The organism is Cystobacter fuscus DSM 2262 (genome assembly GCF_000335475.2).
Lineage (GTDB): Bacteria > Myxococcota > Myxococcia > Myxococcales > Myxococcaceae > Cystobacter > Cystobacter fuscus.
This window is the reverse complement of sequence record NZ_ANAH02000013.1, coordinates 1-13,514: the sequence shown is the minus strand read 5'-3', so window position 1 is coordinate 13,514 and position 13,514 is coordinate 1. Positions and strand designations below refer to the sequence as shown.

Genomic DNA, 13,514 nt, shown 5'->3' with positions numbered 1-13,514 from the left:
GCTCAGCGCTGGCTTACGCTCTGGCTGAGTGGGCGTCCTTTGTCGTCGTAGGTGTAGGTGGTGGTTCTGTTGGGCTCGGCAATCGTTGCTGGCAGGAACAAGGTAGGGTGCCAAGTGGTAGTGATCGTCCGTGCCTGCGGCGTGCCGAAGGCGTCGATACGCGATATCTCGAGGCCTCGCTCATTGTAGTTGTAGGTGGTGACGTGGCCCTTGTTATTGGTTTTGCTGACCAACAAGCCTCGGGTGTTATAGGTATAGGTCGAGTTGCTTGCAGGGCAGTTCGCCGAAGGCTCACCTTCAATCGCCACGACTTTCTTGACGCCCTGGATCACTTGATAGCGATAGGTCGTCTTCTTGCCGAACTCATTGGTGACCGTGGAAGAGCCATCAGCGTTGTAGTCAACGGTGATGTTCTCAACCCCGTCACCATGAGAGCTTGAAGTAGCCCTGCCTGCACTGTCGTAACTCCATGATGCAAAGCGAACCCCCTTCTCGTCGACGATGCCGGTCAGGAAGCGCGGGTAGGTCATGTTCTCGTACAGAAAGCTCCGGCTCACGATTGTTGAACCATAGGACTTTGATAGTGAGATCAGTCTTTTCTGCACATCATAATTGTACTGAACCGATACACCGGGAGCAGAAAGGGTAAGCGGTTGATATCTATCGTCCTGAGTGAACGAGAGGGCCTGCTCCGTATCACTGGCGACCGTGACAGTCCGGTCGGCATAGGTGAATGTCAGGCTTCGCCCCGCGAAGTTCTGGAGCGAAATAATTCGCCCTTGAGAGTCAAACTGAAGAGTCTCTTGATCAGGGGACTTATAAGTCCAAGTGCCTGAGCTTTCAGTCAAGCTGCCAAGCTCATCGACCGCGGGGATGGCGGTGCTACCGGCGCGAGCAAATTCCACTTCACGTCCATCTGCGTGGATGAGCCGTATGGAGCTAGCGGCAAGCACCAGCCTGGCCGAATAGTTGTGTCTCCAGAACCCATCAAAACTGTTGTAGCTGCGCTCAAACCTCAGCCCCGGGGACGTAGTGCTCTGGTAGTCGCTTTCAATTTGGTATTTGTTCCCGATCGCCGTGTTGATTGGATTGCCATGGCATGACTCCGGAGGAGGCGCCCCTTTGTTCTTGGCTTGGGTCACCTCGGGATCATAAGTGATGGTCATCGTATCGGTGGCAGAGCAGCCGCCTACGCTTCCGCTCACAAACAGGAAGTTCTGCCCGGGGCGAAGCGTCACCCCTACCCCTCGACTCTGAAGGAATGATACGGCGGCGGTAAATGATCCGGAGTAGTTGAAAAAAGATGCCCCATTCAGAGTGGCAGTGACTGTTCCGAAGTCACCTTCAGTGGCATCGGCACCGCCAACACCATAGACAGTAATTGCCGCACTTCTGACCGTTGCACCATCACCTGGAGAGGTGAATTTTAGAGTGCAAGCCTGAGAGACCCAAGGGACCATGCTGACTGCAATGGCCAAAGGTAGATAACGCACGCGTCCGTTCTCCTTGCGGCAAAGCTCTCACCCCGAGAGCGCAAAGGACAAAACCCTACAGTAGAGCGGTTGGCGGCGTGCGCATCCTTGCAGTAAACGTTGAAAACTCAACACCAGAAGCATCTCTTCTCTAGTACTACAGTTGGACGTTGTTGGTTCTGGGGGCCCTGCGGCGGTAATGGCAGAGTTTGGCAACGGCCTGATGGTGGCGCCGCCAGCGGCTCCACCACAGGACGAAGTCCACCGCGGGTTGCACCACCCACCGAGCGAGTTTCCACAACAGTCGTCTCACTTCCTGAAGGCTGAAGCGGATGAGAAGAGGCCTCGCCGCCGTCGAAACGCTCCCCTGCGACTTCTCCGGTGCGGCGGGCCCAGGCGTTTTGGGCCTTGTTTCTCCTCCTCGAGCGCATTGGCCTCCGCTCGCGCGGCGGCCAGGAATGCATGTGCGACCATGCACAGCGTCATGTGGCGATACCACCCTCGCCACTTCCTCACTTCATAGTCGTCCAGTCCTATCTCTCCCTTCGCCGACTCGAAGCATTCCTCTATCGGCCAGCGCTTTCCCGCCGCTTCCACCATGGCCTCCAGCGACGTCGTGGCTGGTGCATGCACCAGGTAGTGCGCTACCTCCGTCTCCTCCGTCAGGCTTCTGCGAAACAGAAACCATCTCGCCTGTCCCCTCGCTGGCGAATTGAGCTGGACACGCGCCCACTCATACAACCTCGGTCCTTTGGCTCCCGCTCCCGCCGACATCCTCGTCCATTCTGGCCTCTTCACTTCCTCCAGCACCTCGCCCGCGCGCACGTGGGCCTCTCCGCGCCAGGCGTAGGTATTGGAGGCCACCGCCAGCACATACCGCTGCGACTGGCTCTCCAGAAAGCGTCGCAACTCTCCATCCCGGCCATACACTTCATCTCCCACTACCCACGCCGGACGGAGCCCCGCGCCCAACGCCCGCTCAAGCATGACTCGCGCCAGGTCTGGCTTGGTTTGGAATCCCACCTCCGGGGGGATTCCCGCCTGGCGACAGCGCTCCGGCTCCTCGAACCAGTGCTCAGGCACATAAGCTCGCGGTCCACCAGGGTGTGCCCCTGGTCGGTGACGTAGGCCAGGAAGACACCTACCTGGCAATTCTCCACCCGGCCCACCGTGCCGCTGTACTGCCGCGCCACTCCCGCGGACTTGTCCCCCTTCTTCAAGAAGCCCGTCTCATCCACGGCCAATACTCCCCCCTCGCCCAGTCGCCGCCGGGCATACGTCAACACGTCGTCCCGCAGGGCCTCTTCGTCCCACTGCGCTCCATTGAGCAGATGTTGAAAGGCGTAGGGCGTCTGCCGGCCCGCCTCCTCACTCAGGCCCCAGGAGTTCTTGCGCTCCACTCGTGCCAGCAGCCCTTGCAGCAGGGCCTCCGCCGTGGCGCGTGTCTCCGGACGCGCGAAGTGAGGCTGGACCCACTCCCGCACACGACGCCACTCTTCTTCCCATTTCCCGACGAGAACTGTTTCTTCCTTGTTGCTCAAGACGCTCGCGCTGCTCGACATGGCGGCCCCCAGGGGAAAGTGACTTCTCCCATGGGTTGTAACCACGCCACTTCTGGCGTCACCCTCTCCCGCGTTTCGCTTCCTCTCCTGGCTCCCCACCAGACAGGTGGGGCCCTTCACCCCACTTCCGCAGTTGCTTTGCCCTGGGGCTGCGTTACCTCGAGACTGAAGGGAGGCCGCAGCGGCCCACGAACGAGGGCGGAAGGGAGGTCATCGCAGCGGCAGTCAGGTCAGGGCTGACGGGTCGTTCTCTGTCCGCTCCAGAAAGCCCAACTGTAGTATTAGAGAGCGCGGAAAACTGGCGTGACGGCGCCTGGCGCGGTCGTGGACCCCGCGACTGGCGGCAATGCACGTAGACGAGCATGCGCCCCGGCCAACCAGCGTTCCACCATCTGCCTCCCATTGAGCAGCAAGTGCCAGCGGTCCGCGACTTGTTGGGCATGGGGCACCCCCTCCGCCACTGCGCGCGTATACTCTGTCGAGCGGTCTCTCATCACCACGTCAACGCCAGGATGACGACGGAGCCAGGAAGTCAGAGTGGGCGCGGACCGGTCGGGAAACAAGTCGACGACGCGGTGAGTCTCCAAATCAACCAGGAGGGAGCCGTAGGTGCGTCCTTTGCGCCAGGCCCAGTCATCCACGCCAAGCACTCGGGGCAGAGTAGACGGAGGCAGGGGGCGCGGTGCGCAGGTTCGCGTGCGCTGGCTCCAATCCGGACAAAAACCCTGGACCCGGACGAGCCACGAATTGCTCGTCCGGGTCCATTTCAGCCGCGGCAACTCCAGAGCTCCCCCCCTCGTGCTCTCGCGAGCGCACCGCGGCTTCACACACTACCGCCGAGACTGGCTGACGGCGGTCCCGCCCCGGGCCGAGCCGAAGAACTCCTTGAGCAGGAAGAGCTGGGCCTGGCTCATGGCCCGGTCAACGGCCCGCGTGACGTTCCGGTAGTCCGGGGCCTGATCCCACTCGCCCTCGACCGGCAGCATGGCCTCGCTCATCTCCGGGTAGGCACGCCACGCGATCTCGTTCGTCTTCAGGTTGATCATCTCCCCCTTGCTCACGCAGACGGCCTCCGGGGCCCCCAGGGGGATGAAGCCGTAGTACTTCCGGATGGTCCCACACTGCTGGAGCGAGAGCAGGATGAGCATGTCGATGTCCTCCTTCTCGGCCAGCGGCCGCATGTCCTTCTCCGCGAACTCACCGGACCCCGGCGCGCTGAAGGACTGCAACAGGTTGGGATTCACCGGCTTGTCGAGCTTCCGGGCGTTGAGGCCTCGCTCGGTGAGCCTCTCCACATACTGGTCGGCCACGGCCGCGAACTTGCTGGCATCCATGCTCTGGAGATGCGCCTCCAGGCTACCGGCCATGGCGGAGTTGATGGCCATGTCCATCAGTCCCTGGCTGCCGGCGCGGTAGGCCGCGAACTTCTGGGGCGGAAGGGTCGCGACACCGACCTTGAGTTGGGTCTCCTTCCAGAACGAGGGCTTGAGCGACATGCGCGCGGGAGCGCATCCGACCAGGCTCATGAGGAGGACCGCGGCGCCCATCCTGCACAGGATAGACATGTTCATGGGGCTGTATCTCCAGGGTGTGACGAGGTGGGTGGCTACAGGGAATGCGACAGGTTCAGGGAGACCTGCTGGCCCGGGGCAACGAGGGGCTCGACGCTCCAACGGCTCTGCCCCGCCCCGATCGCGAGCCCGACGAGCGCTCCCAGCAGCGCGCTCCCGCCCAGCAATCCCAGGGAAACGCCCGCGGCGGACTCATCGCGGAAGAAGGCGGGACTCTCGATGCCGTATCTCAGGAGGACGGTGCCGGTGAGCAGCAGCCCGAAGCCAGCGCCGTACATCGCCCCAGGCCCCGCGTACGAACCCTCATGGCGATAGAGGGTCCCGATGTCGTCCGGGAGGAAGTCGAGCGTCTGTCCGTCCGCCGAGATGCCGGTGAACCGGGTCGACGTCAGGGCGCCGCCGTGACCCTTGATGCGCTCTCCGTCCTTGCTGATGAGCAAGAACTCACCGACCGCCCGCGGCTCGTCCGGCGCCTGGGCCCGCGCCTCGCCGGGCATGCCCACGACGAGCCCGGTGAGGAGCACGAGCGTCGCCAGGGGACCCACCCTCCCCGGTCCGAGGAGGGGTGCGACAGACAGAGATGCCGGGTTCATGTGGTTTCCCCCCATTGAAGTGGATGACCTGCATGGGGGATGAGCCGGCGAGCGGGAAAATCATGCACGGAATTCCGCGGGTTGTTTTCCGGGGGATTTCCGCCTCCCCGTGTCACGGAGAGAATGACGCACAGACGCGCACGCCGATCGCCGCGTCGCGTGCCGTCGGATCTCCCACGGAGATGTTCGCGATGTGCGCGCCGAAGTCGTCGTAGTACCAGGCGCCGCCCCGGAGGACGACGCGCCCGAACTCCGGGGTCACCGAGCGCGTGAGCTCGAAGGCGTTGCCGGCCATGTCCTCCAGTCCGAAGGGGCTCACCGAGGCCGGGTGGGAGCCGACCATGTCGGGCCCGAAGGCCGTGGGCTGCCGGTCATAGGTCGTGTCGATGTTGGCGTCGTCGGGCTGGAGCTGGTCGCCATGCGGGTAGCGGCGGCCATCCGCGCCACGGGCGGCGTACTCCCACTCGTTCTGGGTGCACAGGCGTGCTCCGGGCAGACGCCCCGAGCGGTCGAGCCAGTAGAAGTAGGACGCCAGGTCCTCGGAGGAGACGCCGGACAGGGGAAACCGGCGCCAGTCCGCGGTGTCGCGCCGCGTCCGCCCCGGGTAGTGGAACGTCTCCCCCTCCTTCGCCGAGAAGACGTCCTCGCTCGAACGGTAGAAGGAGAAGATCCACCCGGTGCCGGGTTGCCGCCGCAGCGTGATGGCCCCGGTGGGGCTGAAGCGTGGCTGCTCGAGGATCCGTCTCGCGGGCGCATCCGCGGGCAGCGAGTCGAGGTAGGCCAGCCAATCGCCGAACGTCACCTCCCGCTGACCGATGAGATAGCCCTCCTGGAGGCAGAGCCGGTGAAGCGGCGAGCTGAGCATGAAGGTCCGCACCTCCTCCGGCTCGGCGCTGCCCAGCAGGAAGCAGCCCGGCGGGATGTAGACATGGCCGGCGGGCACCGAGGTGGGGAGCACGAGGCGAACCTTCTCGTGGGCGCCGCGCGTGAGGAGCAGGGGCACTCTCACCGGCACCCGGCCCGGATGCGTGACGTGGAGGAGGTAGGAACCCGCGGGCAGCTCGAGGCGGGACAAGGGGGTGGGGCCCAGGTCGTCTTCCGCCACGACGGGCTCGAGGTGCCCCGTGCCCTGCACGTCGGTGTAGCGCTCGAGCTTCACGCGTGCGCCGGGAGGCTCCGTCACGAGCTCGAGCTCGGCCGGGGCCAGGAGCCGTTGGCGCCACTCCGAGCCCTCATTCGAGGTGCCGGTCACCCCCCATCGCATGAGGTGCTGGGCCCATTCGTCGCGCTCGCGCTGCTGGTGGAAGCGCTCCGCGAGCAGGACGCGTTCATAGGTCATCTCCGCGATGAGCCGGCGCGTTTCCTCATGGGCGCGATCCCGATCCAGGGCCTGGTCGAGGAACTGGCTCGCGCGGGCATAGGCCGCCTGGGCCTGATCGCGCAAGGCGAGCGCCTCGTCCCATCGCTTCTCGGCGGCCTTCCTGAGCTCATCGGGGCCCCGCAGGGCCTTGGGACCGTTGGCCAGGGAGGGCCGGCCGTCGAACAACGCCATCGCCTCCTCTCTGCGCGTGCTGGCCTTCTGGGCGAGGGCACGGCCCGTGACGAGTTGCTCCCGCGCCGTGTCCACCAGGGCGGCGACGAAGCGCGCATCCCGCAGGCGAGGCACCCCCCACACGGCGGCGAAGGCCAGGGCGATGACGAGCGCGGCGAGCCAGCGTCTCCAACGCTGGAGCGTCACGGCGCGATGGGAGGCGAGGAGGAAAGCCCGCTCGCGGGGGCCCAGGGTGGAGGGCGCGAGCGGACTCGCCTCGTCGAGCTGACGCTGCCCCCAGAGGGCCTCCCTGGCGCGCAGCAGGCGCTCCCACTCGACGCTCGCCGCCTCGAGCCGCTTGCGCACCGCGCGATGGCCGATGTCGTCGTCGAGCCAGCCTCGCAGCGTGCCCCAGCTGTCGATGAGCGAGTCGTGGGCGATCTCGCAGCGTGGTTGGCCCCCCGCGGTGCGCGCATGCAGGAGGCGGCCCTCGATGAGCGCGCGAAGGGCGGCGCGGGAGGCCCCCTCCGAGTCCTCGACGAGCTCCGCCTCGGTACGCTCGACGCGCGTGCCCTCCCCCGTCACGAGCCGCAGGAGCAGGCTGCGCGCCGCCTCGTGCTCGGTGGGACTCAGGCGCGCGAGCACCCCGTCCGCGTGCCGCGACAGCGCTCCGGCCACTCCCCCCATCTCCTCGAGCGCCGCCCGCGTGATGCGGCCTCCCGCCGGGTTGCGCCGCTCCCACAACTCGGCGAGCGCGAACTGGAGCAGGGGCAGGCTGCCCGCACCGTACGCCGTGGACTCGACGAGCGTCTGGACGAGCTCGGCGGATTCGAAGGCCACGCCCTGGCCGCGCGCGGGCCCGACGATGGCCTCGCGCACCCCCTCGGGAGACATGGGACGCAGGACGTAGAGCGCCCGCTCGGCCTCTTCGCCCAGGCCGGGCAGCGCACACAGGCGCGTCAGGAAGTCACCGCGCACCGCCAGGAGCACGCGCACGCCCGAGGAAGGCAGGGCCAGTTCGCCGAGGCGGCGGGCGAAGTGCGCCGCCTGCACCGGATCCGACAGGGTGATGAGCTCCTCGAGCTGGTCCACGAAGAGGACCAGGCCCCGCCCGTCCTGGTGGGCCTCGCGCAGGGCCCGCCCGAGCCAGGCCGGCGTCTGCTCGAGCATGGTGAAGAGCTCCTCCTCCCCCTGGCCCAGGACGGGCGCGAGCGCGGCGGCCAGGGCCTCGAGCGGGCGGTGGCCGGGCCACAGTGTCACCGTGGTCAGCTCACGGATTCCGTCCCGCGGCGCCGCCTCCATCCGGGGCAGCACGCCGGCGCGGCACAGCGAGGACTTGCCAGCGCCGGAGTCCCCGGCGACGAGGACGAGCGGCCGGTGGCGCAGGCGCTCGAGCACGGCGTGGATGTCGGCATCGCGTCCGAAGAAGAGCGCCCGGTGCTCGGCCTCGAAGGGCGCCAGTCCCCGATAGGGATTGCTGGCGGCCAGGGGCGCGGGGGCGCTGAGCCACTCGAGGCGCTCGAGGGCCTCGCACAGCGCCTCGGCCGAGGCGAAGCGTTCGAGGGGTTCGTGCGCGAGGCACCGCGCGATGATCGCCACGAAGTCCGGATCGACCTCCGCTCCGCTTCCAACCCGCGGGGGCAGCTCACCCGTGCACAGCTCGTGGAGCACGACGCCCAGGGCATAGAGGTCACTTCGGGGAGTCGCCGGAGCACGCTTCAACAGCTCGGGCGCCATGTAGGGCCGCGTGCCGGCGAGCTGGTTCATGCTGGAAGAGGGGGCGGCCGCGCCCGGCTCGAAACTCTCGGCCAGGCCGAAGTCGAGCAGCTTCACCTCGCCCTCCCCGGTGAGCAGGACGTTGGAAGGCTTGATGTCGCGGTGCAGCACTCCCTGCCGGTGCGCCGCCGCGAGCCCCCGGGCAAGGCCGACGCCGAGCGCCAGGACCCGGCGCCACGGCACGGGGAGCGGCAGCTGCGCGAGGCTCTGTCCGACGACGTACTCGGAGACGATGTACGGGTGCCCGTTGACCTCGCCGACGCGGAACACATTGACGACGTTCGGGTGCTGCAGCCGGGCGATCGCTCGAGCCTCGGTCTCGAAGTATGCACGAACCCAGGGCTCGGGCTGGCTCGAGGCGATGAACTTCACCGCCACACGCCGGTCCAGTGAGGTGTCGTGCGCCAGGTAGACGATGCCCATGCCTCCCTTGCCGAGCACACGCTCGAGGCGGAACTCGTCGAACACCCCGGGCGGTGTCCAGGACAGGCCCGGCTCCTCCACGCCAATGCCGGGCGGAGCGGAAGATTCCGGTACATCGCTCCCCGTTCCCAACCCCCCCCGCGAGACCGAGGCGAGGAGGAGCCGGCAGGCGTCACACCCCGCGGCATGCCGGTGGGCCCGGGCCAGCGCCTCGTCCAGCAACCTGCCATCGAGGAGATCCACCAGGACATCATCCGTCAGGCAATTGACGGCGTTCGTCACGTGGTCGTTGGAAGTGGACTGGCGCATGGAATCGATGAACTCAGGCTATTCACGGAACAGATGGCAATCAATGGCACGCATTGCCACCCCGGCGAAGCACATGATACAAAACTGGGAATGGCACAGGTGCATGGGCTGGCCGCGACGTTTCTCGCGCACGCGAAGGTGCGCATCGTTCCCTCCGTGGATACCACCGCTCTCGAAGGCCTGCTCGTCCACGCCTGGGAGACCTCCCGCGCGCGGTGGCCGGCGGTGGAACTCCCCTCCGAATCGTTCGTGACCCACATCGCCGAGCGGCTGCCCAAGGAGCAGCCGGACAGTCCCCTCGAGCCGATTCTCGCGCAGTTGTCCCTGGCGGAGCTCTACCTCGCGTGCGCCTGCGTGCGAGGGCTCCCCGCCGCCATCGAGCTGCTCGAGCGCAACTACCTCGCGAAGCTGCCGAAGCTGCTCAGGGGTCCCAAGCTGTCCGAGGCGCTGCTCGACGACGTCTGCCAGCTCACGCGCGTGAAGCTCCTGGTGACCACGCCCGAAGGACCCCCGAAGCTCGCCGAGTACGCGGGGAGAGGGGCGCTGATGAGCTGGGTGCATGTCGCCGCCACGCGCTTCGCCATCAAGCTGCAGGGCGCCGAGAAGCCTTCGTCCGATGAGGACATGGACGACATTGAAAAGATGATTCCGGCGCCAGGACTCGATGCGGAGCTGGATCTCATGAAGCGGCGCTACCACGCCGATTTCCGCCAGGCCGTGAACGAAGCCTTCCGCGCGCTCTCGGCCGACGAGCGCTACCTGCTCCGCCTCTACTTCGTCGATCAACTCTCGATGTACGAGCTGGCCGAGCTCTTTCGCGTCAATCAATCGACGGTCTCCCGCTGGTTGAAGAGTGCACGGCAGAGCATCTACGAGGAGACGCGCCATCGCCTGCAGGAGCGGCTGGGGCTCTCCCCCCGCGACTTCCAGAGCTTCCTGGCCATGCTCGACAGCAAGCTCGAGCTGAGCATCAGCCAGCTCCTGGGTGAGGCGCACGGGGTGCCCCCGGCGCCCAAGCCAGACTGACGTGGGGGCGCCACGAGGTGTCCTACGGGCCCTCGCCCTGGGCGGAGGTGCCCTTCGAGGCTTCATAGGACTGGTTGCGCAGCAGCGCTGACTCGGGGTTCACGTCCGTGCGCCGCAGCGTGCAGCGATCTCCCTTGCCCAGGTCGAGCGCCGTGCCCGCGCGGAAGCGGTTGGGGCACTCCTTGAGGACCGTCTCCAGCGCGCGGCCGTCGCGGGTCCGGGACAGGCAGGTGGCCCCGTCGGGCGCCCAGGCCGCCTCGAAGGAGGCCCGCGAGAGATCCCACTGCGCCGAGGACTCGGTCGTCCGAGCGATCACGCCGAGCCGATCGTACATGTCGATGGTGGTGTTCTCGTGCGTGTGGCTGCGGCCGTTGCCGCAGTAGTCGGCGCGGGCCATGCGCGTGCAGGCCTGGTGGAGGTCGGCCATCGATTGCCCGTCGCGGCTGGCCCAGGGCTTGTAGCCCCACTGGATGCACTTGCTGATGGCGCCGTTCTCACAGGCGAAGGTGAGCTTGCCCCGGGCCTTCTGGTGGGCGCCGTTCGCGTTCCAGGTGCCGCTCACCGCGAGCGCCCGGGGGTCGGGCACGTTCGCCAGGGCGACGCAGGGGTTCTCCCACTCCTGGGCCAGCGCGTTCCAGGCTTCGATGCGGTACCAGACCATCGCGGGATCCTCGGGGGAGGGCTCGGCGCCGCAGATGGCCACCTCTACCGGCTTGCCATCGCTCGCCGTGCCCTGGAGCACGGTGCCGACCACGCCCTTGCCCGCGGCCACCAGACGGCCACCCTCGAGCGACAGGGACTTCACCTGGGCATCCGCCTGCCGCAAGGGGGCGAGGTCCGCCGAGACGAGCACACCGGTGCGCTCGTCCGTGACCTTCTCGACGTCCCAGTCCCGCCGGGTTCCCCACAGCATCGTGCCCTGGGGCTTGACGGTGCGGTGGGGCGACTGGGATTGGCACCGCCGTGCGTAGCGCTCGGCATCGGACAGCGGGGCGGCCGCGCTCGTGGGCGTGGGCTGCCCGGCGTGCACCATCATGGGCAGCTGAAGACACACCCAGGCAAGCAGATACCTTTTCATCGCGGTCATGGCTCTCTCCTTCGATTTCGTTGGGGTGGGCGTGAATCCCTCGCCCGCAACGAAAGGAGCCGGTGACCTGGGCAATCATGCACGGAATCCGCGGGCTATTTCTCCGGTGGCTCCGGCGCGGTGGGCCCCAGTCCGCGCAGCGGAGCGTCCCGGCCCACGGCGATGAAGGGCGCCCAGTAGTGCGGATGGGCACGGGTGGCTCGCAGCGAGCGCATGGCCTCTCGCAGCGCGGCGGCCCGGCCCTGCCCGGCGAGCAGGTGGCGGTAGTAGGCCTCCATCAGCACCCGTGTCGTCTCGTCGTTCACCTTCCACAGGCTCATGACGACCGTCTCCGCTCCCGCCGCGACGAAGGCCCGGCGCAGCCCGTAGACGCCCTGGCCGAGCTTGACGTCTCCGCGCCCGGTGTCGCAGGCGGACAGCACGACGAGCTGCGTGCCCCACAGGTCCAGGCCGGCCAGCTCCAGGGCCGTCACCAGCGCGTTGGCCGTGCTGGAGTCCTCGGGCGCCGCTCGCGCGCCAGCCAGGACGAGCCCGGAGCGCAGCAGCGGATCCGCGGGGCGCGGCGCGAGGGGTTTGTCTCCCATCGCGCCGAAGTGGCCCACGCCTCGGGAGCCCTCGGGAGCGGGCGCGTCATCGAGGAAGAAGCCGTGGGTGGCCAGGTGGAGGATGCCGGGAGGAGACACGTTGAGCAGCCGCTGCTTGGAGGCCTCGGCCCCGAGGAAGAGCTGGGCCTGGGGAAGCAGGCGTTGAATGCCCTCGGCCTCCCGGCGGGTGCCGGGCAGTGGCACCCAGGCGCTTTCCCCCAGGTCCGCGCGCGCCGTGGAGAAGAAGTGCTCGACGGTGGTGGAGCGCTCGACCAGCACGGGCCCGCTCCCAGCGGGGGTGGGACGAGCCAGAGGGGGCACGCTGAAGTCCGGATCCGCGAAGACGGTCACCGCGCGTGAGGTCGCCACGCCCTCGGTGCGGGGCAGCAGATCCTTGCCCGAGGTGAGATAGGTGAAGTCGAAGGTGTCCACGAGGAAGCCACGGCCGTCGTGAAGGGCGGCGAAGGGCACCAGACCGAGCTGCCCGTCGGGAGAGAGGAACAGGCGGCGGGTGCCGCCCAGCAGCGGCAGCAGAGGCCGGAAGGCGAGCCGGTAGAGCTCCTGGGCCATGGCCTGGAAGGAGGCGTCGCGGTTGGCCAGGGCGCTGCGCAGGCGCGAGGCGGCACGGTCGATCGGCTCGGCGGGGCCGAGATCCACGACACGGATCTCCGCATCGGGCAGGAGCACCAGCGCCAGATAGCGAAGCTGGCTGGGGACCTCTGACAGGGGCATGCCGGGCTCGAGCAGCAAGGGGCGGTCCGCGTAGGCGATGAACTCGACGAGGGCACTGTCCTTGGGGAGGGCCGCGGCGACGCGGTCGACGATCTCCGCGGGAGACGGCAGCGCGGTCAGGGCGCGCAGGGGCGCCGAGCGTTTCGCCAGGTCGGCTTCGAGGGCATCGCCCAGCTCGGTGAGCGCCCGCAGGCGCTGGGGATAGTCGGCGGAAGGAGGCGAGCCGGGGCCTTGGAGGGACAGCGTGGCGAGCTGGGTGCGCAGGCCGCGCAGCTGCTCGAAGGTGTCGCGCTCCCGGGCGCTCAGGCTCCGATAGATGATGCGGGATCTGGCCGCGGTCTCCTCGACGGAGCGGCCCTTGAGCAGGAGCGCGCCGCCGAGGGCCAGGCGTCGGATGTCGGCATCTCCCGGATGGGCACGCAGCAGCGCGTAGAGCAACTCGTCCTGGTCGCGCAGGTGCTGGAGGAAGGTGGCCAGGCGCGACTCGGAGAAGTCGAGCGCCTCCTGGCGCAGGCGACGCTCGGTGATGGTGAACGCGCGCGTGAAGAGCGGCACGGCTTCGCCGAGGCGCCGCTGGGCCTGGCGCATCAAGGCGAGGCTGTTGAGCGTCCGAACGTTATCGGGATGGTTCCTGCCCAGCGTCACTTCGTGGATGGCGAGGGCGCGCTCCCAGAGTTCTCCGGCCCGGCCGGACGCGCCCTGGGCCAAGGCAAGCAGGGCGAGGTTGCTGAGCACCCCGGCGACGTCGGGGTGGTTCTTGCCGAGCGCCGCTTCCCCGAGGGTGAGGGCGCGCTGAAGGAGCGGCTCGGCCCGCACGTACAATCCCTGGCTCGGCTCGCGCGTACAAC

Annotated in this window: 7 protein-coding genes and 2 pseudogenes; 1 reads left to right on the top strand and 8 read right to left on the bottom strand. The window is 67.6% G+C overall.

Annotation, left to right across the window (positions count from 1 at the left end):
- Positions 1–2: 2 nt before the first annotated feature.
- The 6 genes and pseudogenes from D187_RS52550 to D187_RS22655 form a co-directional block, all read right to left on the bottom strand.
- Positions 3–1,493, bottom strand: coding sequence for a DUF6531 domain-containing protein (locus D187_RS52550; RefSeq protein ID WP_211241559.1), 1,491 nt, complete (start codon positions 1,491–1,493; stop codon positions 3–5).
- A gap of 288 nt (positions 1,494–1,781) precedes the next feature.
- A pseudogene (locus tag D187_RS52545) lies at positions 1,782–3,013 on the bottom strand (IS701 family transposase).
- A gap of 306 nt (positions 3,014–3,319) precedes the next feature.
- A pseudogene (locus D187_RS52540) lies at positions 3,320–3,711 on the bottom strand (transposase); the annotation flags it as partial.
- Positions 3,712–3,864: 153 nt separating this feature from the next.
- A complete protein-coding gene (locus tag D187_RS22665) occupies positions 3,865–4,605 on the bottom strand; it encodes a hypothetical protein (RefSeq protein WP_002625814.1) in 741 nt (246 codons plus the stop codon).
- A gap of 35 nt (positions 4,606–4,640) precedes the next feature.
- Complete coding sequence (locus D187_RS22660) at positions 4,641–5,198, bottom strand: hypothetical protein (RefSeq protein WP_155893517.1); 558 nt, start codon at positions 5,196–5,198, stop codon at positions 4,641–4,643.
- A 112-nt stretch (positions 5,199–5,310) separates the two neighbouring features.
- The gene (locus tag D187_RS22655; protein WP_002625818.1) at positions 5,311–9,237 is read right to left on the bottom strand and encodes a bifunctional serine/threonine-protein kinase/formylglycine-generating enzyme family protein; all 3,927 of its coding nucleotides are present in this window, start codon (positions 9,235–9,237) and stop codon (positions 5,311–5,313) included.
- A 90-nt stretch (positions 9,238–9,327) separates the two neighbouring features.
- On the opposite strand from D187_RS22655, the gene D187_RS22650 reads away from it, so the two are divergent.
- Positions 9,328–10,263 (top strand): sigma-70 family RNA polymerase sigma factor, encoded by a 936-nt coding sequence (locus tag D187_RS22650; protein ID WP_002625820.1) that lies wholly within the window; start codon positions 9,328–9,330, stop codon positions 10,261–10,263.
- Positions 10,264–10,285: 22 nt separating this feature from the next.
- Here the strand turns inward: D187_RS22650 and D187_RS22645 are convergent, their stop codons facing one another.
- Positions 10,286–11,350, bottom strand: coding sequence for an ADYC domain-containing protein (locus D187_RS22645; protein WP_002625821.1), 1,065 nt, complete (start codon positions 11,348–11,350; stop codon positions 10,286–10,288).
- Between the two features lie 95 nt (positions 11,351–11,445).
- The coding region (locus D187_RS22640) for a CHAT domain-containing protein (protein WP_043431276.1) at positions 11,446–13,514 on the bottom strand (2,069 nt) is incomplete at its 5' end.

What these genes read in the sequence shown, in the direction of transcription:
- D187_RS22650 (WP_002625820.1), top strand. Translation starts at nt 9,328, where the DNA reads ATGGCACAGGTGCATGGGCTGGCCGCGACGTTTCTCGCGCACGCGAAG.
- D187_RS22655 (WP_002625818.1), bottom strand. Translation starts at nt 9,237, where the DNA reads ATGCGCCAGTCCACTTCCAACGACCACGTGACGAACGCCGTCAATTGC.
- D187_RS22645 (WP_002625821.1), bottom strand. Translation starts at nt 11,350, where the DNA reads ATGACCGCGATGAAAAGGTATCTGCTTGCCTGGGTGTGTCTTCAGCTG.
- D187_RS22660 (WP_155893517.1), bottom strand. Translation starts at nt 5,198, where the DNA reads ATGAACCCGGCATCTCTGTCTGTCGCACCCCTCCTCGGACCGGGGAGG.
- D187_RS22665 (WP_002625814.1), bottom strand. Translation starts at nt 4,605, where the DNA reads ATGAACATGTCTATCCTGTGCAGGATGGGCGCCGCGGTCCTCCTCATG.